This window comes from Micromonospora qiuiae, assembly GCF_016863555.1.
Taxonomy (GTDB): domain Bacteria; phylum Actinomycetota; class Actinomycetes; order Mycobacteriales; family Micromonosporaceae; genus Micromonospora; species Micromonospora qiuiae.
The window spans coordinates 1-23,754 of sequence record NZ_BOPC01000013.1 but is presented as its reverse complement, the minus strand read 5'-3'; the positions used below and the strand labels follow the sequence as shown (position 1 = coordinate 23,754).

At 72.0% G+C, this 23,754-nt stretch carries 28 protein-coding genes and 1 pseudogene; 13 read left to right on the top strand and 16 right to left on the bottom strand.

Annotated elements, in window-relative coordinates; all coding sequences use genetic code 11:
- Nucleotides 1-117 precede the first annotated feature (117 nt).
- Together Vqi01_RS04765 and Vqi01_RS04760 are read right to left on the bottom strand one after the other, a co-directional pair.
- The gene (locus Vqi01_RS04765; protein ID WP_204033258.1) at nt 118-741 is read right to left on the bottom strand and encodes a TrmH family RNA methyltransferase; all 624 of its coding nucleotides are present in this window, start codon (nt 739-741) and stop codon (nt 118-120) included.
- 78 nt (nt 742-819) lie between these two features.
- Nucleotides 820-1,302 carry a hypothetical protein gene (locus Vqi01_RS04760; RefSeq protein ID WP_239098183.1) on the bottom strand — a complete coding sequence of 161 codons (483 nt, stop codon included), beginning with the start codon at nt 1,300-1,302 and terminating at the stop codon, nt 820-822.
- A gap of 536 nt (nt 1,303-1,838) precedes the next feature.
- Between Vqi01_RS04760 and trxA the strand changes: the two genes are divergently transcribed.
- The 3 genes from trxA to Vqi01_RS04745 all read left to right on the top strand — a co-directional run bounded on the left by trxA (nt 1,839) and on the right by Vqi01_RS04745 (nt 3,752).
- Nucleotides 1,839-2,201, top strand: a complete 363-nt coding sequence (gene trxA, locus Vqi01_RS04755) for a thioredoxin (protein ID WP_204033255.1) — start codon at nt 1,839-1,841, stop codon at nt 2,199-2,201.
- Nucleotides 2,202-2,325: 124 nt separating this feature from the next.
- A complete protein-coding gene (locus Vqi01_RS04750) occupies nt 2,326-2,766 on the top strand; it encodes a hypothetical protein (protein ID WP_204033254.1) in 441 nt (146 codons plus the stop codon).
- Nucleotides 2,763-3,752, top strand: coding sequence for an HTTM domain-containing protein (locus Vqi01_RS04745; RefSeq protein ID WP_204033253.1), 990 nt, complete (start codon nt 2,763-2,765; stop codon nt 3,750-3,752). The genes Vqi01_RS04750 and Vqi01_RS04745 overlap by 4 nt, the downstream gene beginning before the upstream one ends.
- A 41-nt stretch (nt 3,753-3,793) precedes the next feature.
- Here the strand turns inward: Vqi01_RS04745 and Vqi01_RS04740 are convergent, their stop codons facing one another.
- Nucleotides 3,794-4,198, bottom strand: a complete 405-nt coding sequence (locus tag Vqi01_RS04740) for a thiol-disulfide oxidoreductase DCC family protein (RefSeq protein WP_204033252.1) — start codon at nt 4,196-4,198, stop codon at nt 3,794-3,796.
- Between the two features lie 91 nt (nt 4,199-4,289).
- On the opposite strand from Vqi01_RS04740, the gene Vqi01_RS04735 reads away from it, so the two are divergent.
- From Vqi01_RS04735 to Vqi01_RS30565, 3 genes are all read left to right on the top strand, one after another.
- A complete protein-coding gene (locus Vqi01_RS04735; protein ID WP_204033251.1) occupies nt 4,290-5,333 on the top strand; it encodes an Rv2578c family radical SAM protein in 1,044 nt (347 codons plus the stop codon).
- Between the two features lie 114 nt (nt 5,334-5,447).
- On the top strand, nt 5,448-5,855 hold the full coding sequence (locus tag Vqi01_RS04730) for a CoA-binding protein (RefSeq protein WP_204033249.1): 408 nt from the start codon (nt 5,448-5,450) through the stop codon (nt 5,853-5,855).
- 307 nt (nt 5,856-6,162) lie between these two features.
- Nucleotides 6,163-6,639, top strand: coding sequence for a DUF4190 domain-containing protein (locus tag Vqi01_RS30565; protein ID WP_239098182.1), 477 nt, complete (start codon nt 6,163-6,165; stop codon nt 6,637-6,639).
- Between the two features lie 13 nt (nt 6,640-6,652).
- On the opposite strand, the gene Vqi01_RS04720 is transcribed toward Vqi01_RS30565, so the two are convergent.
- Nucleotides 6,653-7,489: an SDR family NAD(P)-dependent oxidoreductase gene (locus Vqi01_RS04720; protein WP_372444304.1), complete on the bottom strand. Its 837-nt coding sequence runs from the start codon at nt 7,487-7,489 to the stop codon at nt 6,653-6,655.
- Nucleotides 7,490-7,680: 191 nt separating this feature from the next.
- On the opposite strand from Vqi01_RS04720, the gene Vqi01_RS04715 reads away from it, so the two are divergent.
- Nucleotides 7,681-8,211 carry a DUF4190 domain-containing protein gene (locus Vqi01_RS04715; RefSeq protein ID WP_204033246.1) on the top strand — a complete coding sequence of 177 codons (531 nt, stop codon included), beginning with the start codon at nt 7,681-7,683 and terminating at the stop codon, nt 8,209-8,211.
- 49 nt (nt 8,212-8,260) lie between these two features.
- On the opposite strand, the gene Vqi01_RS04710 is transcribed toward Vqi01_RS04715, so the two are convergent.
- The 4 genes from Vqi01_RS04710 to Vqi01_RS04695 all read right to left on the bottom strand — a co-directional run bounded on the left by Vqi01_RS04710 (nt 8,261) and on the right by Vqi01_RS04695 (nt 11,823).
- Nucleotides 8,261-9,214, bottom strand: coding sequence for an HpcH/HpaI aldolase/citrate lyase family protein (locus Vqi01_RS04710; RefSeq protein ID WP_204033244.1), 954 nt, complete (start codon nt 9,212-9,214; stop codon nt 8,261-8,263).
- 136 nt (nt 9,215-9,350) lie between these two features.
- Nucleotides 9,351-10,313, bottom strand: coding sequence for a DMT family transporter (locus Vqi01_RS04705; RefSeq protein ID WP_204033243.1), 963 nt, complete (start codon nt 10,311-10,313; stop codon nt 9,351-9,353).
- 98 nt (nt 10,314-10,411) lie between these two features.
- Nucleotides 10,412-10,876 (bottom strand): hypothetical protein, encoded by a 465-nt coding sequence (locus tag Vqi01_RS04700; RefSeq protein WP_372444313.1) that lies wholly within the window; start codon nt 10,874-10,876, stop codon nt 10,412-10,414.
- A gap of 77 nt (nt 10,877-10,953) precedes the next feature.
- The gene (locus Vqi01_RS04695; protein WP_204033241.1) at nt 10,954-11,823 is read right to left on the bottom strand and encodes a PhzF family phenazine biosynthesis protein; all 870 of its coding nucleotides are present in this window, start codon (nt 11,821-11,823) and stop codon (nt 10,954-10,956) included.
- A gap of 33 nt (nt 11,824-11,856) precedes the next feature.
- Between Vqi01_RS04695 and Vqi01_RS04690 the strand changes: the two genes are divergently transcribed.
- The 3 genes from Vqi01_RS04690 (at nt 11,857) to Vqi01_RS04680 (ending at nt 15,043) form a co-directional block, all read left to right on the top strand.
- Nucleotides 11,857-13,158 carry a magnesium transporter MgtE N-terminal domain-containing protein gene (locus tag Vqi01_RS04690; RefSeq protein WP_204033240.1) on the top strand — a complete coding sequence of 434 codons (1,302 nt, stop codon included), beginning with the start codon at nt 11,857-11,859 and terminating at the stop codon, nt 13,156-13,158.
- On the top strand, nt 13,151-13,831 hold the full coding sequence (locus Vqi01_RS04685; protein ID WP_204033238.1) for a DUF1003 domain-containing protein: 681 nt from the start codon (nt 13,151-13,153) through the stop codon (nt 13,829-13,831). The genes Vqi01_RS04690 and Vqi01_RS04685 overlap by 8 nt, the downstream gene beginning before the upstream one ends.
- Nucleotides 13,832-13,897: 66 nt before the next feature.
- Nucleotides 13,898-15,043, top strand: a complete 1,146-nt coding sequence (locus Vqi01_RS04680; protein WP_204033237.1) for an Mrp/NBP35 family ATP-binding protein — start codon at nt 13,898-13,900, stop codon at nt 15,041-15,043.
- Nucleotides 15,044-15,157: 114 nt separating this feature from the next.
- On the opposite strand, the gene Vqi01_RS04675 is transcribed toward Vqi01_RS04680, so the two are convergent.
- Together Vqi01_RS04675 and Vqi01_RS04670 are read right to left on the bottom strand one after the other, a co-directional pair.
- A complete protein-coding gene (locus tag Vqi01_RS04675; RefSeq protein WP_204033236.1) occupies nt 15,158-15,589 on the bottom strand; it encodes a twin-arginine translocase TatA/TatE family subunit in 432 nt (143 codons plus the stop codon).
- 70 nt (nt 15,590-15,659) lie between these two features.
- A complete protein-coding gene (locus Vqi01_RS04670) occupies nt 15,660-17,009 on the bottom strand; it encodes a S1C family serine protease (protein ID WP_204033235.1) in 1,350 nt (449 codons plus the stop codon).
- Nucleotides 17,010-17,203: 194 nt separating this feature from the next.
- Here Vqi01_RS04670 and Vqi01_RS04665 point away from each other — a divergent pair, with 194 nt between their 5' ends.
- Nucleotides 17,204-17,878 (top strand): O-methyltransferase, encoded by a 675-nt coding sequence (locus Vqi01_RS04665; RefSeq protein WP_275408713.1) that lies wholly within the window; start codon nt 17,204-17,206, stop codon nt 17,876-17,878.
- Between the two features lie 10 nt (nt 17,879-17,888).
- On the opposite strand, the gene Vqi01_RS04660 is transcribed toward Vqi01_RS04665, so the two are convergent.
- Together Vqi01_RS04660 and Vqi01_RS04655 are read right to left on the bottom strand one after the other, a co-directional pair.
- Complete coding sequence (locus Vqi01_RS04660) at nt 17,889-19,355, bottom strand: leucyl aminopeptidase family protein (RefSeq protein ID WP_204033233.1); 1,467 nt, start codon at nt 19,353-19,355, stop codon at nt 17,889-17,891.
- A 141-nt stretch (nt 19,356-19,496) separates the two neighbouring features.
- Nucleotides 19,497-19,664, bottom strand: coding sequence for a DUF3117 domain-containing protein (locus Vqi01_RS04655; RefSeq protein WP_189040919.1), 168 nt, complete (start codon nt 19,662-19,664; stop codon nt 19,497-19,499).
- A gap of 191 nt (nt 19,665-19,855) precedes the next feature.
- On the opposite strand from Vqi01_RS04655, the gene Vqi01_RS04650 reads away from it, so the two are divergent.
- Together Vqi01_RS04650 and Vqi01_RS04645 are read left to right on the top strand one after the other, a co-directional pair.
- Nucleotides 19,856-20,680 (top strand): PaaX family transcriptional regulator, encoded by an 825-nt coding sequence (locus Vqi01_RS04650; protein WP_204033232.1) that lies wholly within the window; start codon nt 19,856-19,858, stop codon nt 20,678-20,680.
- The gene (locus tag Vqi01_RS04645; RefSeq protein WP_204033231.1) at nt 20,677-21,468 is read left to right on the top strand and encodes an enoyl-CoA hydratase-related protein; all 792 of its coding nucleotides are present in this window, start codon (nt 20,677-20,679) and stop codon (nt 21,466-21,468) included. Before Vqi01_RS04650 ends, Vqi01_RS04645 begins: the two co-directional genes overlap by 4 nt.
- A gap of 18 nt (nt 21,469-21,486) precedes the next feature.
- Here the strand turns inward: Vqi01_RS04645 and Vqi01_RS04640 are convergent, their stop codons facing one another.
- The 4 genes and pseudogenes from Vqi01_RS04640 to Vqi01_RS04625 form a co-directional block, all read right to left on the bottom strand.
- The gene (locus tag Vqi01_RS04640; RefSeq protein ID WP_204033230.1) at nt 21,487-22,110 is read right to left on the bottom strand and encodes a hypothetical protein; all 624 of its coding nucleotides are present in this window, start codon (nt 22,108-22,110) and stop codon (nt 21,487-21,489) included.
- 4 nt (nt 22,111-22,114) lie between these two features.
- Nucleotides 22,115-22,702, bottom strand: coding sequence for a DNA-3-methyladenine glycosylase I (locus tag Vqi01_RS04635; RefSeq protein WP_204033228.1), 588 nt, complete (start codon nt 22,700-22,702; stop codon nt 22,115-22,117).
- A gap of 125 nt (nt 22,703-22,827) precedes the next feature.
- Nucleotides 22,828-23,325: an SRPBCC family protein gene (locus Vqi01_RS04630; RefSeq protein ID WP_204033227.1), complete on the bottom strand. Its 498-nt coding sequence runs from the start codon at nt 23,323-23,325 to the stop codon at nt 22,828-22,830.
- Nucleotides 23,322-23,754: pseudogene (locus tag Vqi01_RS04625) on the bottom strand (hypothetical protein); the annotation flags it as partial. The pseudogene Vqi01_RS04625 and the gene Vqi01_RS04630, both read right to left, overlap by 4 nt.

Below are 23,754 nucleotides of genomic sequence, written 5' to 3'. Positions count from 1 at the left end.
CCACCGTCACCCCGGGCCGAGGAGCCGTCAAGCGGAGCGGCCTCATTGCCACGCCGGAGACGCTCGCCTCCGGTCCGGCACGGATCGCCGGGAAGGACCAGCGTTCGGGGCGGTCGCTCAGTCCGGCGGCGGGCCGGCGTGAGCGCGGATCCACGCGTGCATCGCGATCCCGCTCGCCACGCCGGCGTTGATGGAGCGGGTGGAGCCGTACTGGGCGATGGAGAAGAGCTGGTCGCAGGCGCTGCGTGCGGCGTCCGACAGCCCCGGGCCCTCCTGACCGAAGAGCAGGACGCACCGCCGGGGCAGCGTGGTGGTCTCCAGCGGACGGGAACCGGGCAGATTGTCGATCCCGACCAGCGGCAGGGCCTCCCGCGTGGCCCAGGCGGCGAACTGCTCGATCGTCTCGTGGTGCCTTACGTGCTGGTACCGGTCGGTCACCATCGCGCCCCGCCGGTTCCAGCGCCGCCGGCCGACGATGTGCACCTCGGCGGCGAGGAACGCGTTCGCGTTGCGCACCACCGTGCCGATGTTGAAATCGTGCTGCCAGTTCTCGATCGCCACGTGGAAGTCGTGCCGCCGGCGGTCCAGGTCGGCCACCACAGCCTCCCGCCGCCAGTACCGGTAGCGGTCGACGACGTTGCGCCGGTCGCCTTCGGCGAGCAGGTCCGGGTCGTATCGGGGATCGTCCGGCGGATCCCCGGGCCAGGGTCCCACGCCGACGTCGAGCTGCTCACCGGTCACGGTCACGCAGGTTACGCCCCAGCCACCGGGCCCCCACCGCCCGCCGTCCGGACGCCGGAACCGAGAGAAGCGCGGGACCTAACGGAGTCCGAGCGCGGCGCCGAGCCGGTCGAGGAAACGGCGGTCGACGGGGGCCAGCCCCGCGCCCGGAAGCGCCACCGATGCCATGCCGCAGACCCGGGCCGCGACCGACTGCACCCATTGCCGGTACGCCGCCGAGTCGGCCGGATCGGCGCGCCGGTCGAGCACCCGGACCACCGTGCGGCATGCGGCTAGCACGTCAACGAGATCGGTACGCGCGGCGGACAGCGGCGCATCGTCGTGCCGGGCGTAGATCGCGGCCACCACGGCCCGGACGAGGTCACTGTCGAAGGCCCGACCGGCGGCCACCGCGTCCAGCCCGGCGACGCCGGCGCGTACCCCCCGGTCGGGTCGTCCGGGACCGGGCTGGGCAGCGGCCACGATCACCCGGCCCGGCAGGCCGGTGAGCAGATCCCACTCGGTCGTCGAATAGGGGCCGGCGCTGGTGGGCCCGATGGCTTGTTCGCAGCGCTCGCTCATGGCGGGAACCTCCGGCGTCAGCATATGCGCCGACGCGGGAGCCGAACCCCATCCGCCGCGAACCGGTTGTCGCGGATTGGCCGAAGACCGCCGACCGGGTCCGGACGCAATGAGCGGCGGGGCCCTCCCCGGCACCCGCCGCCCACGCTCTGATGTCTCAAGATTCTGCCGTACGCCAGTGCAGCGGCACAGAGACCGAGGTCACATTTATCTTTTTGTTACATTACGGAGAGTGATTGATCATCTTCCATCAAGCGATCTCCGCAGGTCGAATCGGTGCTCGTCAACGCGCAAATTACCAGCCCGTAGCGTGATCGGCGATCGCTTGAGCTGGAAACGCTCCCATCACGGCTGGTTACGCAAATGCGACATGCATTTGCGATCTGCGTGCCACGGCAGGACCGACAGTGATCGATGCGGACAAAGCTCCCAACGGGGCCAGGCAACCGGGTTTCGGGGGCAGCGGGGCGGGAATGCGATGGCTCGCGGCCGGGTTCCACCAGACGTAGATGTTCCGGGTGATCGGAGAGATTCGCATGGCAACCGTCGAGCTGACCACGGCTAACTTCGACCAGGTGACCGAGAGCGATGGCATCGTGCTGGTCGACTTCTGGGCCGACTGGTGTGGCCCCTGTAAGCGGTTCGCCCCGGTCTACGAGCGCTCGTCCGAGAAGCACTCCGACATCACCTTCGGCAAGGTGGACACCGAGGCGCAGCAGGAACTCGCCGCCAAGTTCGAGATCCGGTCGATCCCCACGATCATGGCCATCCGCGATGGTGTGATCGTTTTCGCTCAGCCGGGCGCGCTGCCGGAGTCGGCCCTGGAGAACCTCATCGAGCAGGTCCGCGGGCTGGACATGGACGACGTACGCAAGAAGCTCGCCGAGCACAAGCACTGACACCGCGTACCACCGCGGCGGCCGGGTCCCGCATCGGGGCCCGGCCGTCGTCGCGCCTGCCCGTCGCCACAGCTCCGGACACGGCCCACCAGACGAGCACGGGTGCCGTATCTTCTGTCTGGAGATGGATACGTTGACCAGCCGTGGCCGCGCGGTCCGGGTGGGAGTCACCGCGCTCGCCCTGGCCGTCCTGCTGGCCGGCACCCTCTGGGGCGACGACGACCACTTCCCGTTCGGCCCCTTCCGGATGTACTCCACCTCGGATCCGCCGAACGCGGACGCCCGGGACACCCGGGTCGAGGGGGTTGACATCACCGGCGACCTGGTCGACCTCGGGGAACGTGCGACCGGCATCCGGCGGGCCGAGATCGAGGGCCAGCAGGCGCGCTACGCGGCCGATCCCGGCCTGCTGCGGGAGGTGGCCGAGGCGTACACCCGACGGAACCCGGACGCCCCGCAGCTGACCGAGGTCCGCATCGTGATCCGTTGGCACGACATCACCGACCGCCGGCCCACCGGGCGGTGGTTCGACGAAACCGTGGTGCGCTGGCAGGTGACTCCGTGAGCCGCTGGTTGACCGAGCCGGTGCCGCGCGGTCGCGTCGCCGCCTTCCGTACCCTGGTCTACCTCTTCATCGTCGGCGACCTGCTGATCTTCACGCCCTGGATACGTTCCCGCGTCGACGTCTCCGGGGACCTGTACCAGCCGCTCTTCGTCGGGCGCGTACTGCCGCTGCCGACCCCCACCCCGGCGCTGGTGAGCGTGATCTTCTGGGCGTTGCTGCTGCTCGCCCTCCTCGCGGCCACCGGTCGCGCTCCCCGGCTGCTCGGTTGGGCCGTCTTCGCGCTCTACCTCGAGTGGATGATCATCGCGATGAGCTACGGCAAGGTGGACCACGACCGGTTCGCCCTGCTCGTCGCGCTGGCCGTGCTGCCGACGGCGGGTCGCGCCCGGCACGGAGATCCGACCAGAAGCGAGGCCGGCGGCTGGGCCTTGCGGGTCACCCAGATCGCGGTGGTCTGCACCTACTTCCTCGCCGCCTGGGCGAAGTTCCGCTTCGGCGGCCTGGACTGGGCGACCGGCTCGGTGCTGGCCAAGGCGATCATCCGACGCGGCACCGAACTGGCCGACCTGATCGCCCAGGTGCCCCACCTGCTGCTCATCGCCCAGTTCGGCATCCTCGCCTTCGAGTTGCTCAGCCCGTTGGTCTTCGTGCTGCCCGAACGCTGGCGGCTCGCCACGGTGGGTTTCTTCTACTCGTTCCACCTGGTCACCATCGCGACCATCACCATCTCGTTCGCCCCGCACCTGGTCGCCATGACCAGTTTCCTGCCACTGGAGAAGATCCGTCCGCTGGTCGCGCTGCGGGGGCTGCTGGCCCGCCGATCCGGTCACGGCAGGCCCGGGGCCGCCGCGCCAGCGGTCACCCCGGCCGACGGCCGACCAGAGGAGGTCCCGGTGGTCGCGGACGAAGCCCCGGCCACCGCCCCGCTCCCGGACGCCGGCTCCGTCCCGCGCCCCGCGAGCCCTCAGCAGGCGCCTTCGTCCTGAACTGCGCCGCCAGGCGGGCCGGCACAGGACGGGCGTGCCGGTCAGCCGCCCGGCGGGCCGTAGAGACGCTCCCGGGCCGCCTGCGGCAGGGAGCAGGCGGCCGTACCGCCGGGCATCCGGTGCCGGTTGCGGGCCACCCAGCGGTACGCGGGCCAGGCGGCGGCGCGCACCGGCGCGAAGCGGAGCCCGGCCCCGGCGATCCGCCAGACCCGGCCGCTGCTGGCCAGCAGGGCGGCGATGGCGTCCGGGCCGGCGGCGCGACTGCCGTCGGTCCCCACCCACTGCACCGCCTCGTCGCACTCTGCCTCGGTCAACCCGAGTTCGTCGAGATCGGCGAACTGCCAGGGCAGCACCCGGGCACGGGTCGGGATCCGGCGCTCGACGAACTCAGCGCAGCGGGTGCAGAACGCGCAGTCCCCGTCGTAGACGAAGGTCGACCTCTCCATGCCACCATCCTCCACCGGCACGGCAGGAACCACCGCCCGATGTCCGCCGCCTCACTTGCGCCGCTGTCGTACGTGTGTTCGAATAAGCGCCATGCGCTGGGAGAACCTGACCGCTCCCCCGGTCGAGGGAGTTCCCGGTCGGGCAGCGCCGGCGGCGTCACCCCTGCCGCTGGCGCTGCCCGACGCGATCGTTCGCACCTTCGACACCCCGGCCTTCGCCGGCATGACCTTCTACGAGGTGCGGGCCAAGTCGATCCTGAACAAGGTCCCCGGCACGTCCCGCGTCCCCTTCGAGTGGACGGTCAACCCCTACCGGGGATGCAGCCACGCCTGTGTCTACTGCCTCGCTCGAAACACGCACAGCTACCTCGATCTGGATGCAGGGGCGGACTTCGACCGGCAGGTGGTCGTCAAGGTCAACGCGGGCGAGTTGCTGCGCCGGGAGTTGTCCACGCCGCGCTGGCGGGGCGCGCACGTCGCGATGGGCACCAACGTCGACTGCTACCAGCGGGCCGAGGGGCGTTACCAGCTCATGCCGCCGATCATCGAGGCGCTGCGCGACTTCGCGAACCCGTTCTCGATCCTGACCAAGGGCACCCTGATCCTGCGGGACCTGCCGCTGCTGCGACAGGCGGCCCAGGTCACTCGGGTCAGCGTGTCATTCTCGGTGGGCTTCGTCGACGAGCCGCTGTGGCGGTCGGTCGAGCCGGGCACTCCGAGCCCCCGGCGGCGGCTTGAGGCCGTACGCCAGTTCGCCGACGCCGGTTTCGAGGTGGGGGTGTTGATGGCGCCGATCCTGCCCGGCCTCAGCGACTCCGACGAGTCCATCGACTCCACCGTCGCGGCGATCGCCGCCGCCGGGGCGGCCAGCGTGACGCCACTGCCGCTGCATCTGCGCCCCGGCGCCCGCGAATGGTACGCACACTGGCTGGGCCGGGAACACCCTCACCTGGTTCCCCGCTACCGGGAGCTGTACGCCTCGGGCGCCTACCTGCCGCAGCCGTACCAGCGGGAGTTGGCCGCACGGGTACGCATCGCCGCCCGCCGTCACGGCCTGCACCGCCCCGATCGGGGTGACCACCGCCAGGCGTCGCCGCCCACCGCGCCGGAGCCGGTGCAACTCACCCTGCTCTAACCGTCAGCGCGCGACGACGCGGTGGCACGGCAGGCGGTGGGTCATGGCGCGGTGGGTCATGGCACGGTGGGCGACTGGCGGGCGGAGCCGGCACGGCGCGGTTACAGTCGGCGGGTGCGTTCCGCTGAGCAGATCCTCGCCGACTCCGCCGTCATCGCCGTCGTCGGCGCCTCCCGCGACCCGAGCAAGGCCGCACATCGTGTGCCGGCGGAGATGCAGCGGTACGGATGGCGGATCATCCCGGTCAACCCGACCGCTGATGAACTGTTCGGCGAGCCGGTGTACCGGTCACTGGCCGACATCCCGCACCCGGTCGACCTGGTCGACGTGTTCCGCCCGGCCGAGGAGGCGGTCGACGTGGTCCGCCAGGCCGCGGCGATCGGCGCATCCGCCGTCTGGCTGCAGCTCGGGATCGTCTCTCCCCAGGCACGCCAGATCGCCGAGGAGGCCAGCATCGACTATGTCGAGAACCGCTGCCTGGCCATCGAGCGCGCCGCCGCCAATCTCACTCGACTGGGCTGAACTCGGCCGCTCGGGTGGTGGCCCAAAGGCCGTCATGTCGGCCTTGGGCCCTGTCGAGCTGAGAGCGCAAACGGGTCAGCTCGACAGCAGCCGACAGCGACATCTCTGGGCCCGACGCGTCCGGGCGGATCACCGGCATGGTGGTGCGCGGGCTGACCGCGAAGACGGGTACAGAGCGGGCCAAGACTCGCCGGATGCTCCAGGCCCCGTGTGCACGGGTGTCGGCACACCTCAGCCGAACCCGGCGAGGTTGACAGCGGGCGCTTCCTTGCCAAAAAGCTTCGTGCGGCGGGTAGCGTCCGGCAGTGTGAGCCAGCCGCCAGAACCGGACCAGCCACCGTCGCCCTACGAGCCGCCGTCGGCTGAGCAGCCTCAGTACGGGCAGCCGTGGAGTGAGCAGCCGCACCACGGGCAGCCGGCCTACGGGCAGCCGTCGTACGAGCACCCGGGGCAGCCGCCGCACGGCCAGCAGTGGGGGCAGCAGCCGCCGTACGCCCCACAGGTGCCCTACGGGCAGTACGGCCCGCCGGCACCGCCCGGCGGCGGTCGTGGCACCAACGTGCTGGCCGTCCTGTCGCTGGTCTTCGCGTTCGTCTTCGCGCCCGCCGGCATCGCCCTCGGACATCTGGCCAAGCGGCAGTTACGCACCAGCGGCGAGGAGGGCGACCAGTTGGCCACCTGGGGCCTGGTCCTGAGCTACATCTTCACCGGGTTCTACCTAGTGTTCTGCTGCGGCTGGCTCGCCCTGGCGCTCTGGGCCGGCTCAGACGGCACCCGCACCTGACCCCCGGCGCCGCTCAGCGGAACTGGGCCTCCCGCACGCTGTTGCCCCCGTCGACCACCAGCATCTGGCCGGTGATGTAGGACGCCGCCGGTGAGCAGAGGAACGCGATCGCGGCAGCCACCTCGTCGGGGGTGCCGGGACGGCCAACCGGGGTGCCCAGGCCTTGCTTGATCTCGGCCATTGTGGAGGCGGCGGTGTAGATGGTGCCCGGGGCCACCGCGTTGACCGTCACGCCGTCGGCGATCATCTCCATCGCCAGCGCCCGGGTCAGCCCCACCACGCCCGCCTTGGCCGCCGCGTACGCCGCCTCGGTGGGCAGCGCATTGACCGGACCGGCCGTCGCCGCCAGGTTCACGATCCGACCCCAGCCCCGCTCGGCCATCCCGCCGATGAACGCCCGGCTGCACAGAAACGCGGTGGTGAGATTGCGGTCGATCTCGCCACGCCATTCGTCGTAGCTGAGCTGGCCGACCGGGCGCAGCACCTCCGGGCTCGCCCGGCTGGCCAGACCGGCGTTGTTGACCAGGACCTCCACGTCACCGAGCTGTTCGGCAACCGCGTCGGCCAGCGCGCCTACCTCCGCCTCGTCGGTGAGGTCGGCGACGAACCCGGTGACGCCGAGTTCGCCGGCGCGCTCGTGGATGCGCCGGGTGGTAGAGACGATCGCCACCCGGGCGCCCAGATCGGTCAGCCGCCGCGCGGTGGCGTACCCGATGCCGTCCGGACTGCCCGCACCGGTCACCAGGGCGACCCTGCCGTCCAGCCGCATGGTCACCGGCTCGGGCAACGGGGCCGATGTGCTCTCGTCGCCGGGACCCGGTGCCGTGCCGACGCGGGAGCGTCGTGCCACGCCAGGCCGGCTCACGTCCCGCCTCGATCTGCCGCCGGACCGGTCAGCCGCACGCGCGTCAATGCCCATGCCGAGATCCTGCCCCTTGCCGGGGCGTCGAGCAATGCGGCACCGCTTGCCGGGCGCGTCGAGGCGTTGCCCGGCGATGGCTACCCTGACTGGGTCCGAGCATCGCGACGGAAGTGAGCCCGATGACACAGCCCCCGCCGTCCGGCGGCTGGCCCGACCCTGCGTCGACCGGCCAGCCTTCCAGCCCGCCGGCCGATCCGACCCTGCCGGTGAGCCCTCAGCCCGTACCGCAGCAGCCCACCGGGTACGACCCGTACCAGCCGACCGTCCAGTACCAGCAGACCGACCCGTACGCCGGGGCAGGGCCGGTGCCGGGCACCGCGGGGGCCGCCGGCTACCCGCCGCCGCCCCAGCCCGGCTACGGCTATCCACCGCCGCCCGGATACGGCTTTCCCCAGCAGCAGACGAACGCGCTGGCCATCGTCGCCCTGGTGCTCTCCCTGATCGGGATCGGCTCGTGCATCACCGCGCCGATCGGCGCGATCATGGGGCATGTGGCCATGCGCCAGATCCGGGAGACCGGCGAAGGCGGCGAGGGCATGGCGAAGGCGGCCATCATCGTCGGCTGGATCCTCACCGGCCTGCTCGCGCTGGTGATCATCGGTTACGTCGTGGCCATCGCGATCGCCATCGCGAACTCGTCCACCACCTGAACGCCGAGGCGCCCGCCCCGACTCCGGTCCGGGTGGGCCCTTGGGGTGGTCACCCCGGCGGCGTGAAGGTCGAGGTACGCGTCATGCCGGCGGCCCGGCCCTTGGCCGCGATCACCAGCGCCATCTTGCGGGACGCCTCGTCGATCATCTCGTCGCCGAGCATGACCGCGCCGAGTTTGCCGCCCGCCGCCGAGGTGTAGTGCTCGTACGCGTCGAGGATCAACTCGGCGTGGTCGTAGTCGGCCTGAGCCGGCGAGTAGACCTCGTTCGCTGCTTCGATCTGCCCGGGGTGCAGCACCCACTTGCCGTCGAAGCCCAGGGCCGCCGAGCGCTTCGCCGCCTCGCGGAAGGCGTCCACGTCCCGGATCTGCAGGAACGGGCCGTCGATGGCCTGCTTGTCGTGCATCCGGGCGGCCATCAGGAGCCGCATCAGGATGTAGTGGTACGGGTCGCCCGGGTAGTCCGGAATCAGCCCGCCGACCATCAGCGACCTCATGTTGATCGAGGCCATGAAGTCGGCCGGGCCGAAGACGATGGTTTCCACTCGGGGCGAAGCGGCGGCGATGGCGTCGACGTTGACCAGGCCGGCAGCGTTCTCGATCTGCGCCTCGATGCCGATCCGCCCCACCTGGAGGCCGAGCGTCTTCTCCAGTTGGGTGAGCGTCAGGTCCAACCACTGCACCTGGACGGCGTCCTGCACCTTGGGCAGCATCACGCAGTCGAGGTTGGCGCCCGCCCCCTCCACGACGTCGATCACGTCCCGGTACGTCCACGGTGTGGTGAGGTCGTTGACTCGGACCACCCGGGTCTTTCCCGTCCAGTCGCCCTCGTTGAGCGCCGCCACGATGTTCTTGCGGGCATCCGACTTCGCCAGCGGCGCGACCGCGTCCTCCAGATCCAGGAAGACCTGGTCGGCCGGCAGACCCTGGGCCTTGCCGAGCATCTTGACGCTGGATCCGGGCACGGCCAGGCAGGACCGGCGGGGTCGCCCAACAGCGGCCATCGATTGTTCTCCTCCCGGCACGGCCCGATTCGACGATTGCACAGGCACGTGTGACGCCACGGTAACCTCACGGCGTGACCGGGGCGAACGGACCTGTGGAGGATCTCACTGGCCGTCGACTGCGCAACGGCCGACCTCAGTCGGGTACCGGTGCCGGGGCGGCGGGGACGGCGGCGGGAGGCAGCGAGGCGCGGCGGGCCGTCCGGGCGCTGGAGAGCACCACCACGGCGACGCCGGCCACGACCAGCGCCAGGCCGGGCAGGGTCGCCGGGGCGGGCAGTTGGCCCAGCCAGGCCCAGCCGATCAGCGCAGCCCCGGGCACCTCCAGCAGGATCAGCACACTGATCGTGGTGGCCGGGATCCGCCGCAGCGCATAGCTGAACATCGAATGGCCGAGCAGTTGGGCCCCGGCGACCAGGGCCAGCACGGCCAGCCAGGTCCCGGTGTCGAAGCCGCCCAGGGGCACCCGACCGACCAGGCAGACCACCAGCAGGATCAGCCCGCACACGCTGTAGCAGATCGTGGTGTAGGTGGCGGTGCTGACGGTGACCCGGGCACGCTCGCCCAGCGCGACGTAGACCGCCGCGAACATGCCGCCGGCCAACGCCAGCAGGTCTCCGGCGAAGGCCGCGCCGGAGACGGTGAAGTCGGCACCGGTGGCCAGCATCGCACCGACGACGGACACGCCCACGCCGGCCCACACCCCCAACGGCAGCCGCCGGCCCTGAACTCGGGCGATCAGGCCCTGCCAGACCGGCTGGGTGGCGACCAGTGCCGCCGCCGCGGCGACCGAGGTCAGCTTCGCACTCGGCATCCAGGTGGCGAAATGGGCCGCCAGGGCCACGCCGGAAAGCACGCAGAACATGCCCTCCCGCCGCCCGGTACCGCCGATCAGCCGCCCGAACTCGGCCCGCCGACGCACCAACACGAACGGGCTCAGCGCGGTGACCGCGATCAGGTTGCGCCAGAACGCCACGGCCAGGGCGGGGGCGGCGGCGAAGGCGATCAGCGGCGCGGACGAGGAGACGGCGACGACGGCGAGCGCCAGTGCTCCGGTGGTGAGCAGGTCCAGCGGTGGTCGGCGGGGTTCGGCAGACACAAGGCGAAATCCTCACATGTCACCGACCGGCACGCTGCGTCAGGGGTCACTCACGATCAAGCATCGCGCCGCCGTGACCAGGCAATATCCGACGTACGTCAGCGGCGCCGGACCCGGTGCAACCGGAACGGCCTGCGGGTCGGACGGACCACCGGTGCCGGCCGGGGCGGTTCCGCGAGCGAGCCGTCGGGCAGCTCCGCGCCGTGTACCGGTGTGCCGGCGGGAGCCAGTCGGAGCAGGGCGCAGTCGTCTGCGGCCCAGCGGGCCACCAGGTCCACGGTGGGGCCCGACGCGTTCAGCCGCTTGGCGCCCACCAGCGGGGCCAGCGTCTCCCACTCGTCGGTCCCCGGGACGACCCGGGTCACCCGTGCCGGCCAGGTCACGATCCGGCCGCCGTGGTCACCACGGAGCGTCACCTGCGCCTCGTCGGCCTCGGCCAATCCCGGCGCGGCCTGCTCGCCGGGCCCGGTGACCACGAACAGCGCGTTCTCCAGCGGCACGCACCACAGGGCGAACGACGGGCCACCGGACACCGCGACCCAGGCCACGGACGCCTTCTTCATCGCCTCGTCGACCAGGGGGCTGCGGTCGCGCTCGTCGGTCACCGGAACATCCTCTCGTACTCGCCCGTGGGGTGGTGTCAGCCGACGAACGGCGGGACCAGGATCTCTCCTCGCGCCACCGCCATCACCTGGCCAGCGACGGTGGCACCCACCGCCACACCGCCGTCCGCGGTGACCGTGCAGGCCAGCGAGGACGGCCGGCCCATCTCGACACCCTGCCGGACGGTGTACGACGATTTTCCCTCCGCTGGCAGCAGGCCGCTGGCGACCAGCCAGACCCCCAGGCCGAGCGCGGCCGATCCGGTCGCCGGGTCCTCGGGCACACCGAGGCTGGGAACGAAGACCCGGGCGTGGGCGGTTTGCGTGGCGGCGTTCCAGGAGAAGACGCTGACATGCTCGATGCCGTACCGCCGCGCCGCGACCGGGTTGACCTGTGCGCGGGCCAGGGCGTCGGGACGTACCGGCAGGAACGGGAACTCCAGGCCGCAGCCGGCCACCCGGGGCGGCGGGCCGGAGTGGTCCTCGGCGGTCAGTCCGGCCATCTCCAGCAAGGGTTCCGGGTCCAGTTCCGGGCCGAGCGTGGGATTGCCACCGGTCAGGGTCGCGCCGCCGTCGGTCACGTCGATGAGCAGCACGCCGGCATGGCACTCCTGGGTGATCTGCCCCATACCGAACAGGCCCCGTCGGCTGGCGGTGACCGCCGCGCCGACGCTGGGATGACCGGCGAACGGCAGTTCCTCGGTGGGGGTGAAGATCCGGGCGCGGTAGGTGGCACCGACCTGGGTGGCGGGCAGCACGAAGACCGTCTCCGAGAGGTTGAACTCCCGGGCCAGCTGCTGCATCTGCTCGGTCGCCAGCTCCTCGGCGCCGAACACCACTGCGAGCGGGTTCCCGGCGTACGGACGGTCGGTGAACACGTCCACGATCTCGTAAGCCAAGGTCGACATGTTGATAAACCCTAGGCCCTTAGGCTGGTGCGCGTGAGCACGCCGACCCGGGTGTACGTCGCCCGTCTCGCCGGAGTGGCCGTCTTCGATCCCAATGGCGATCAGGTTGGCCGGGTCCGCGACGCGGTGGCCCGGCTGCGTCCTGCCCAACGACCGCCCGAGGTGGTGGGCCTGGTCGCCGAGATGCCGCTGCGGCGGCGGATCTTCCTGTCCATCAACCGGATCACCACGATCGATGCCGAAGCGATCGTGCTGGGCAGCGGCACGTTGAACCTGCGTCGGTTCGAGAAGCGTCCGAACGAGCTGCTGGTGCTCCAGGAACTGCTGGACCGCCGGGTGCAGATCGAGCCGGACGGGCGGGCGGCGACGGTGGTGGACGTGGCGATGGAGTGCAGCCGTGCCGGCGAGTGGTCGTTGGTCCGGGTGGCCGTCCGCGAACAGACCGGCCGGCTCGCCCGCCGGGGCAACCTGCAGCAGGTCGAGTGGGAGAAGGTACGCGGACTCGGCGGCGCCGCCGACACCCGCGGCACCGCGAACCTGCTGGCCATCCTCTCGGACCTGCGCCCGGCCGACATGGCGAACGCGTTGCAGGACCTGCCCGACGCTCGGCGTAACGAGATTGCCGCGGCCCTGGACGACCAGTTGCTCGCCGACGTCATCAGTGAGCTGCCCGAACGCGATCAGGTCGAGATCCTCGCCGCGCTGGGTCGCAGGCGGGCCGCCGACGTCCTGGAGGTGATGGATCCGGACGACGCCGCCGACCTGCTCGGCGAGTTGCCCCCGCCGGAGCAGGACGTGTTGCTCGACCTGATGGAACCGGACGAGGCCGACCCGGTGCGGCAGTTGCTGAAGTACACCCCGGGCACGGCTGGCAGCGTCATGACCTCCGAACCGGTCATCCTGCCGCCGGACGCCACCGTCGCGGAGGCGTTGGCGCGGATCCGGGAGCCGCAGTTGTCCCCGGCGGTGGCCGCGCAGGTGTTCGTGGCCCGTACGCCGATGACCACCCCGACCGGCCGTTACCTCGGCATGGTGCACTTCCAGCGGCTGCTCCGCGAGCCGCCCGCCGATCTGCTCGGCGGGGTGGTGGTCAACGACATCGACCCGTTGCGCCCGGCCACCCCGCTACCGGAGATCACCCGCCGGATGGCCACCTACGATCTGGTGGCCATGCCGGTGATCGACCGGAACAACCGCCTGGTGGGCGCCGTCACCGTGGACGACGTGCTGGATCATTCGCTGCCCCGGGACTGGCGGGAGCGCGATGGCGCGAACACCGCCTCGGAGGCGACGATGAAACCGACCACCGCCACCACGGAGCACCGCAATGGCTGATCAGCGACGCGCCGAGCGGCTGGACCTGCCTCGGGAGCCACGCGGCGTGCGGTTGCCCCGAGTCGATCAGGAGACTTTCGGCCGGTGGGCCGAGGGCATCGCGCGGGGCATGGGCACGGCGCTCTTCATCGTGTACATGACCCTGGTCCTGGCGCTCTGGTTCGTCTGGAACACCCTCACTCCGGAGAACCTTCGCTTCGACCCGTACACCTTCACCTTCCTCACGCTGATCCTCTCCATCCAGGCGTCGTACGCGGCACCGCTGATCCTGCTGGCGCAGAACCGCCAGTCGGACCGGGATCGGGTGGCGCTGGAGGAGGATCGGCGCCGGGCCACCATGCAGAAGGCCGACACCGAGTACCTGGCCCGGGAGATCGCCGCGCTGCGTATCGCATTGGGCGAGGTGGCGACCCGGGACTTCGTCCGCTCGGAGCTGTCCCGGCTGGCCGAGGAACTGGACGAGGTGACGCTGCGCCGGCGGCGGCTGGAGCGCCGGCAGCGGACGGAGGCCGTTCCGCGTACCGGCGACGGCGACGGGCTCGACGAGCCCCTTGACGAACTGGATGGCGACCGGTCCGGTGGCGAAGCCCGCGACCAGTCCGGTGGCGAAGCCCGCGACCAGTCCGGTGGCGGAGTCGGCGACGCCGGGGCGGGGCGTCCTCCGGAGAGCTGACCGACTCGCTCACATCGGGCACCGCTGACCCTGGTCCCGGATCCCGACCGACGTAGCATTGCGGGCATGTCAGCTCCCGTCAGCACCGTCAACGACGCCATCCAGGCCGCCCTGGCCACCGTCAACGACCCGGAGATCCGCCGGCCGATCACCGAGCTCGGCATGGTCCGCTCCGCCGAGATCGGCGAGGACGGTGTGGTCCGGGTCGAGCTGCTGCTCACGGTGGCCGGCTGCCCGCTGAAGGACAAGCTGCGCTCGGACATCACCGACGCGGTGGGCGCGGTGGCCGGGGTTGCCGGCGTCGAGGTCATCTTCGGGGTGATGAGCCCCGAGCAGCGCCAGGCACTACAGACCAAGCTGCGCGGCGGCGCGACCGAGGAGCCCGTCATCCCCTTCGCCCAGCCCGGCTCGCGTACCCGGGTGTACGCGGTGGCCAGCGGCAAGGGTGGCGTGGGCAAGTCCAGCGTGACGGTGAACCTGGCCGCGTCCCTGGCCGCCCGGGGTCTCTCCGTCGGCGTGGTGGACGCGGACATCTACGGACACTCCGTGCCCCGGATGCTCGGCGCGGACGGCCGGCCCACCCGGGTCGAAGACATGATCATGCCGCCTCAGTCGCATGGCGTGAAGGTCATCTCGATCGGCATGTTCACTGCCGGCAACGCCGCCGTGGTCTGGCGCGGCCCGATGCTGCACCGCGCGTTGCAGCAGTTCCTCGCCGACGTCTACTGGGGCGACCTCGACGTTCTCCTGCTCGACCTGCCTCCGGGCACCGGCGACGTGGCCATCTCCCTGGCCCAACTGCTGCCCAACGCCGAGATCCTGGTGGTCACCACGCCGCAGGCCGCCGCCGCTGAGGTGGCCGAGCGGGCCGGCGCGATCTCCCTGCAGACCCACCAGCGGGTGGTCGGTGTGATCGAGAACATGTCCTGGCTGGAGCTGCCGGACGGCTCCCGGATGGAGGTCTTCGGTGCCGGCGGCGGCCAGACCGTGGCCGACTCGCTGACCCGGACCATCGGCGCGCAGGTGCCGCTGCTCGGCCAGGTGCCGCTGGACACCCGGGTCCGGGAGGCGGGCGACGAGGGGAATCCGATCGTGCTCGCCGAGCCGGACTCCCCGGCGGCGAAGGCGCTGAACCAGGTCGCCGACCGTCTCGCGCTGCGGCGCGAGTCGCTGCTCGGCAAACCGCTGGGCCTCAAGCCGGCCGGCCGCTGACCCCACCGGGCCGCCCCGCCCAGCCGGCCGCTCGCTGGCTCTTCCGCGCCGCCCCGCCCAGCCGGCCGCTCGCTGGCCCCACCGGGCCGCTCTGCCCAGCCGGCCGGGTCGCCGTCAGGTCATCTCGTCGTAGCCGGCTGCGCGGGGAGCCGGGGCCGCGCCGCCGGCCGGTGCGGAGCCCGACGACGACGAGGCGGCGGACGAGCGGGGATCCGCTGCGGTAGCCACCTCCTTGAGGTCCTTGTGCACGTTCGTGACGTCCGCGCGGAGATCGTCGTAGATGCCCTGCAACGGCTTCCGGATCGCCTGCTCGTCCTCTTCGCTGAGCAGGTGCTTGCGGATGAACGCCTTGGGGTGCAGGTCCTCCAGCTGGATGTCGGTGCCGAGTTCCTTGCTCAGGTCGCTGGTGGCGTTGCGGGCCATGGCGCGGAGGTTTCGCACCATGCGCAGCCCGTCAGCGATCACCGCCGGCAGCCGGTCGCCGAAGATCAGTAGCGCCAGCAGCAGCAGCGCACCGACCTCCCACACGTTCAGGTTCTCGAACACGCTGGGCCTCCTCCCCGGCTACGAGGCCAGGGTACGCACGTCGGGGGCCCGGCCAGAAGAGGGCGAGCGGTCACTTCACATCCGCGGCGAGGGTCACCGAGGCGTTCTGCCGGGTGGAGCCCCGGCGGTACTCGACGGTCACCACCGAACCGGGCGCGTATTTGCGGACCAGGGCGATCAGGTCGGTCGGCTCGCTCATCGGGCGGCCGTTGAGCTTCAGGATCACGTCACCGGTTTGGAGCCCGGCGCCGGCCGCCGGGCCGGACGGCTCGACCGCCGCGAGGCGTACGCCCGAGCCGCCGGTGCCTGAGCCGGGGCCACCGACCTGGGCGCCGATCACCGTACGGCGGGCCTTGCCGGTGCCGATGATGTCCTGTGTGATCCGCTTGGCCTGGTTGATCGGAATGGCGAAGGCGAGACCGATGTTGCCCGCCTCCTGACCGTCGGAGACCAGGGACTTGATGGTGGAGTTCACCCCGATCACCCGCCCGGCCGCGTCGACCAGCGGCCCACCCGAGTTGCCGTGGTTGACCGCGGCGTCGGTCTGGATCGCGGCGTAGTAGCGCGTCGGCCCGCCGGGCTCACCGGCCTGCATCGTCCGGTCCAGGGCGCTGACGATGCCCGCGGTGACCGTGTTGGCCAGCGACAACGGTGAACCGATGGCCAGCACCGGGTCGCCCACCGCCAGCGCGTCGGAGTCGCCGAACTCGACCGGCCGCAGCCCGTTGCGGGAGACCTTGATCACCGCGATGTCGGACTCCGGATCCTGGCCCACCACCCTCGCAGAGGCGGTACTACCGTCGTTGAAGATCACCGACGCCCGCCCGCTGCCACCCGCGACCACGTGATCGTTGGTGATCACGTGCCCGTCGGCGCTGGCGATGAAGCCGGAGCCCTCGCTCGTGCCAGCCACCCCGGCCACCCGGACGGTCACCACGCTGGGCAGGACCCGCTCGGCGACCCCGGCCAGCGACTCCGGCGGCCGTTGCGCGAGCGTGGGAGCCGAGCCCGCAGGGGCGCCGAGGACCGGCGCGACCGCCCCGCCACGGACGGCGAAGGCGTACCCGAGGGCACCACCGAGCGTGCCGGCCAGCAGGGCGCTGATCAGCGTGATGAGCATCAGTTGGTGCAGTCTCGGCCGCCCGGGCGCGTCCGGGTCGGTGACCGGTTCCGGCTCGGATCCCGGGGCCGGTGCCACCGGTATCACCACCGCCGCCGGCGCGTGCGGGTCTCGCCACGGGTCGGCGAGCGCATCCGACCACCATGGCGACGCCGCGTGGCCGCTCCGCAACGGTGACGCGGCCGGCTGGCCGCCTTGCTGCGGTGTCGCCGGCGAACCCACCGGCGGGTGCCCGGGCACCGGCTGCCCCGCCGGTACGCCGCTCCCGCCGGGCTGGCGCCAGTCCCAGCCGTCGGTCACTCGGTGCCTCCCACTCCGTCCCCGGCATCCACGTCCCGCGATCGGGTACCGCCCGTGAGCGGTCGACGGGATACCGCTTCCAGGATTGCACGGATACGCCTCACGGGGTCAGCGGTTGTCACTGCGGGTGGACGCCCGGCTGCGGCCCTGGCGGGCCGCCTCTAGAGTCACAGTGCCCACCCGCCCCACGCATCATGCTCGCCGCCCGGAGGTGTCCCATCGCCACGGTCGCCGGTTCCGGCAGTTCGACGAACCCGACTTCGCAGTTCGCCGAGTCGTACGTCACCGAGGATCTCGTGCTGCGCACCGCGCGCAGCCTCGCCCGCGAAGTCGGCCTCGAAGCGGTCACCCCCGGCGCGGGTGCCGCCTTGCGCCTTCTCGCCGCCGCCGGCAACGCCCGTGCGGTGGTCGAGATCGGCACCGGCACCGGAGTCAGCGGCGTGTGGCTGCTGCGCGGCATGCGCGCCGACGGGGTGCTCACCACCATCGACGTCGAGGTGGAGCACCAACGGATCGCCCGACGCATCTTCGCCGAGTCCGGATTCGCCGCCGGCCGAACGCGGATCATCACCGGTCGGGCGCTGGACGTCCTGCCCCGGCTGGCGGACGGCGCGTACGACCTGGTCTTCGTCGACGCCGAGGCGACCGGTTTCACCGCCTGCGTGGAGGCCGCCCTGCGGCTGCTGCGCCCGGGAGGTGTGCTGGTGCTCAACGGCGCATTCGCCGGAGGGCGGATCGGCGATCCGGCGGCGCGCGACGCGGACACGGTGACGGTGCGCGAGACGGTCAAGGCCATCCGTGAGTCGGAGCACTGGGTGCCGGCGCTGCTGCCCGTGGGAAGCGGGCTGCTCGCCGCAGTCAGGTGCTGAGCCACCCCGGTCAGGCGAACGTGGCCAGCCAGCGCAGCAGGCCGCGTACGCCCCATCCGGTCGCGCCCCGGGTCAGCTCCGCGTCGTCCCGCTCGCACCAGGAGGGCGCGGACATGTCGACGTGCAGCCATCGCTCACGCAGGTCACCGGTGAACTCGCGCAGGTAGAGCGCGGCGAGCACGGATCCGGCGCCCTGCGTGGGCGCACTGTACAGGTCGGCCAGGTCGCTGCCGAGGTGCTCGACGTAGTCGGCGGTCAGCGGCATCCGCCAGGCGGACTCGCCCGCCGCGTCGATGGCGGCCAGCAGATCCTTGGCAAGCTGGTCGTTGTCGCTGTAGAGGGCGCCGGTACGGGTGCCGAGCGCGACCGCGTTCGCCCCGGTCAGGGTGGCCAGGTCGATCAGCAGATCCGGCTTGAGCTCCTGCACGGCGTACGCCAGCGCGTCGGCGAGGACCAACCGCCCCTCGGCGTCGGAGTTGGTCGTCTCGCTGGTCAGCCCGCCGTAGTGGCGGACGACGTCGCCGGGTCGGAAGGCGCCGCCGCTGACCATGTTCTCGGCCAGCGGGGCGAGCGCGGTGACCCGGACCGGTAGCCGCAACGCCGCCGCGCCGAGGGTGGCCGCAACGACGGCCGCCGCCCCGGCCATGTCCTTGCGCATCAGCTTCATCGCCGGCACCGGCTTGATCGAGATGCCGCCGGTGTCGAAGGTGATGCCCTTGCCGGCCAACACCACGTGGGTAGCGGCCTCGGTCGGCTGCCAGTCCAGCTCCACCAGCCGCGGACCGCTGGCCGAGCCGGCGCCGACGGCGAGGATCCCGCCGAATCCCTCGGCGGCCAGTTGCTCCGGCTCACGCACCCGCAGCCGCAGCCCGGGCAGCCCGGCGGCGGCCTCGGCGACCTGGTCGGCGAACCACTGGGGGTTCTTGACCGAGGAGGGGGTGTTGGTGAGGTCTCTGGCCAGGCGGGTCATCCGGGCGGTCGTGCGGGCCAGTTCCACCGCCTGCTCGTGGGCGTCGGGATCGGCGACCGCCAGGTCGACGCCGGCCAGCGCGGGGGCATCGGCGTCGGCACCCAGCCGGAACCGGTACGAGCCGAGTAGCAGCCCCTCGACGAGGCCACGGATCGCCTCCGGCGACACGCCGACCGGCAACCCGAATGTGACATGTGTCTCATCCTTGGCTGCCCGGACCAGCGCCGCCCCGGCCGACCGCCACGCGGCCTCGTCGCCCTCGCCGATTCCCACCAGCAACAGCCGGGTCGGAACAGCACCCGGTCGCAGCTGGTCACGAACCTCACCTGCCCGGCCGGTCAGCCGCGCCAGCGGAACCAGCGCGACGGCTGTGTCGGCGACCCCGTCGGGCAGCGCCACGGCGGTCGGGACCGGCTCAGCCGGCGCCTCGTCGGCACCGCTCGGCCGGACGGGCAGGGCCACGGTGTCGAGCCGGTCCGGCTCGGCAGTCAGACGGATGGCGAGCACGCGGAGCCGTACCTCCTGAAGAAACCGCGAGTCGTACGCCCGCGAAATGGTATGGAGGCCCTGAGCCATCGGCGAAACCGATGGCTCAGGGCCGGACGAAACCGTCCGCGGCGGCGAACGTCGCCAACGGACCGGCCTTGATCAGCCGGTGGCCGCCTTCAGCGCGTCGCTGAGCGCCGTCGCCTCGTCGGGAGTCATCTCGACGACGAGCCGGCCACCGCCCTCCAGCGGAACGCGCATGACGATGCCCCGGCCCTCCTTGGTGACTTCCAGCGGACCGTCGCCCGTCCGCGGCTTCATCGCCGCCATGTTGTCTCCCCTCAGACCTACACCAGGGTCGGTGGGTTGCCCCACAGCCACTTAGCCATGACCACCCGCACAGCGCACGGGAGTTGTCGACCAACGATTTTCCCTGATGAACACCGCCGGACCCAAACTGAAGCAGCATTGATGTAACAGCATCTAGCTTATCCCGAGATGGCCTGTCACAATGTGCGGTCATGCAGGCACGGTCGGCGCTCTTCGACCTGTACGGCGACCACCTCCGGCCCCGGGGTGGCCGCGCACCGGTCGCCGCCCTGGTCAAGCTCCTGGCACCGCTCGGGATCGCCCCACCGGCCGTCCGGACGGCGGTCTCCCGGATGGTCCGTCAGGGCTGGCTCGAACCGCTGAAACTGGCCTCCGGACCGGGCTATTCGATCACACCGAAAGCCGCTCGCCGACTGGACGAGGCCGCTTCCCGGATCTACCGCACCGGCCGGATCACCTGGGACGGCCGGTTCGACCTGCTGGTGCTGGACGCCCCGACCGCGCGTCGGGAGCGCCAACGACTCGCCGCCACCCTGCGCTACCTCGGCTACGGCACGCTCGACGAGCACACCTGGGTCGCCACCCGGTCGGCCGAGGACGTCGACCTGCTGCTCAGCGAGGCGGGCGTGCGCTTCGAGCGGTTCAGCGCCGTGCACGCCGCCGGCACTCCCGGCGCGATGGGCCTGGTCCGCCGGGCCTGGGACCTGGCCGAGATCGGCCGGGCGTACGAGCGCTTCGTCGCCGAGCAGCGGGCGGCGCTGGCCGGGATCACCGCCCGCAGCAACGACGAGGACGCGTACGCGGCCCGGTTCCGGTTGGTGCACGCGTGGCGCACTTTCCTCTTCCGGGACCCACAGTTGCCTCCGGCGCTGCTGCCCGAACGCTGGCCCGGCATCGCCGCGGCCGGCTTCTTCGACCGCCACGCGGCCCGGCTCCGGCCGGCCGCCGACCGGTATGTCGAGCAGTGCCTCGACGGTGGTAACCGGCCAGCCCGACCGAAGGATCGCCGAAAGTGACCGACCCGCTGCTCGTTGACCGTACCGATGCCGTCGTCACCCTCACGTTGAACCGCCCGACGGCGATGAACGCGCTCGACGTGGCGCTGAAGGAGGCGCTACGGGACGTCCTCGCGGAACTGGAGGCGGACCGGAGCTGCCGGGCGGTGGTGCTCGCCGGGGCCGGCGGGTCGTTCTGCGCCGGCCAGGACCTGCGCGAGCACGTGGGCGCCCTGGAGGCGGGAGCCGGCAACCCGCTGGACACCGTCCAGGCCCACTACAACCCGATCGCCGCCCGGCTGGCCGGGCTGCCCAAGCCGGTGGTGGCCGCGGTCCGCGGGATGGCCGCCGGGGCCGGTGCCTCGCTGGCGTTCCTGGCCGACATCCGGATCGGCGGCCCGTCGACCAGCTTCCTGATGGCCTTCGCCAAGGTGGGGCTCGCCGCCGACACCGGCGCGTCCTGGACGTTGCCCCGGCTGGTCGGCCACGCCAAGGCCGTCGAGATGCTGATGCTGGCCGAGCCGGTACGCGCCGAGGAGGCATGCCAGCTGGGCCTGCTCAACCGGCTGGTGGACGACGACGAGGGCGTACTTCCGGCCGCCCAGGAACTCGCCGCCCGGCTGGCCGCCGGCCCGACGGTGGCGTACGGGGCGATCAAGCGCCAGCTCTCCGTGGCCGACGCCGGCACCCTGGCCGACGCGTTGGCCGCCGAGGCGCAGGCGCAGACGATCTGCGGCGGCACCAGCGACCACCGGGCGGCCACGATGGCCTTCGTCAACAAGCAGAAGCCGGTCTTCGAGGGCCGCTGAGCCGCTCGCGGGGCGGCGTCAGTCGTCCTCCTCCGGATCCTGGTTCGCCTCCGCGCCGAGCACGAACGCCTGCATGGCCAGCTCGTCGCCGGAGGGCGAGACGAAGGCGGGCAGCTCGCGCGGCCCCAGCTCCTGCACGTACGCCCAGAACAGGCGGACCGCCTCGGCCGGCGAGTCGGCCTCGATCGGCAGGTCCAGGCTGACCAGCCAGGAGCGTCGCTGCGGCGGCGGGCCGAGTCGGTCGACCAGCTCGCGGAAGGTGCCCGGGTCGAGGGCGGTCACCGGGCCGCCGAGGGCCAGCGCGTCGGCCGGCACCGGCTCGTCGAAGGCCCGCCGGGTGTACGCCACCACCAGTGCCCCGGGCCCCCGGTCGGACTGTGGGTCGTCCGGGTCCTCCGGACGCCGAGCGGTCGGCGCGGCGACCCGGCCCACCGCCACCAGCCGGGGCGGCTCGTCGGCGAGCACCGCGACCTGATCACCCGGGCGGGGCAGGGCGGCCTCCTCCAGTCCGGTCAGCTCCAGCGTGTCGTGGTGGACGAGCCGTTCGGCGTCGTATCGCCCGGCGGGCAGCAGGACCGCCCAGGTGCCCGTACCTCCCGCGTGGCTCGCCCCGTTCACCCGGCGTGCGGCGTCGGTTGTCATGGCTTTATCCCATCACGCCCGCTCCGGCCGGCACGACGTGGCAGCCCGCGAGGTGGTCGTCGACCATCCCGGTTGCCTGCATCAGCGCGTACGCCGTGGTCGGGCCGACAAACCGGAAGCCGCGCTTCTTGAGCGCCTTGGCCATCGCGGTGGAGACGTCGGTCAGCGCCGGCACCTCGGCGTTGCTGGTGGGCCGGGCCCGGCCGGGCGGGGCGAAGGACCAGAGCAGCGCGGACAGCCCTTCGGGCAACTCCAGTGCGGCCCGCGCGTTGGCGATGGCCGCCTCGATCTTGGCGCGATTGCGGACGATGCCCGCGTCGGCGAGCAGCCGAGCCACCTCGGCTTCGCCGTAGCCGGCCACCGTGGCGATCCGGAAATCGTCGAAGGCTCGCCGGAACGCCGACCGCTTGCGCAGAATGGTCAACCAGGACAACCCGGACTGGAACGCCTCCAACGTGATCCGCTCGTAGAGCGCGTCGTCGCCGTGCAGTGGTTGCCCCCACTCGGTGTCGTGGTAGGCCGCATAGTCGGGGGTGCTCGCTCCCCAGGCGCAGCGCGCCAGCCCGTCGGCACCGATCACCAGGTCAGTCACGCCGTCCAGAGTAGGCGGGCCCCCGACAACCTGATGATCGACACAGCTCCGGCGAAGTTGCGGTGTCAGCGTGCAGCCCGTGAGGCAGCAACTTCGGCGAAGTTGGGGTATCTGCGTGCCCGCACTCAGGGTAGGCGGCCCTGCTCGACCTGGCGGGCGAAGCGCCGCAGCGCCTGGGTGAGGCTGAACTTCGAGCCCGGCCAGAGCACCGGCCAGGCCACCCGGCCGGCCGTCCCGCCCGGCACGTGGAACCACTCGTGCCAGACCACCTGGCTGCGGCCGTTCGCCAGCGGGGTACAGCGCAGCACACCCGGGCCGCGCAGCAGTTTGCCGCAGTGCACCACGCCGATCTCGTACGGCGCGTCCACCCGGACCACCCGCATCTCGTCCCGCAGCACCGCCGGGCCGAGCGTGGTGACGGCCTCGATCAGGCTGCCCTCGCCGCCGTCGCCCTCGACCACCCGCACCCTGGTGAACGGGATCCAGTCGGACTGCCGTTCCCAGGCCAGCAACGCCGCGAAGACGTGCTCCGCCGGAGCGTTGACGATCACGGTGGCGGTTACCTCACCGGCACCGGGCTGGGCCGCCTCTCGGAGATCGTCGGGAGTGTCCGCTTCACTCACGTCGACTCCGAGCGGACCGCGGAAGCGTCCGGCTCGTCCTTCGGCGTCCCGATCTGAGCGTCCGCCGCATCGGCCGGCGTCACCTCGCCGTGCCCGCTGTCGCCGAGCTCAGCTCCGGCCGACCGGCCGCTGGCCGGTGCGGTGTCGGCCGCCGGGCCCGCCGACGCACCACGCGCCCCTCCCGCCGGCACCACAGCGTCCTCGCCCTCGGCGACGGCGGCGAACTCGGTGCCGCTCTCCGGCGTGGGATCCATCGCCAGCGCGGCACTGGCCGACCCGGCGTCCGTGGTCGCCGACGCGCTGGCCCCAGTCGCCGGCGCGCTGACCACAGCGGCTGGCACGGCGCCCGCGACGGCGGCCGACTCAGCCGGCACGGCGCCCGCGACGGCGGCCGACTCAGCCGGCACGGCGCCCGCGACGGCGGCCGAC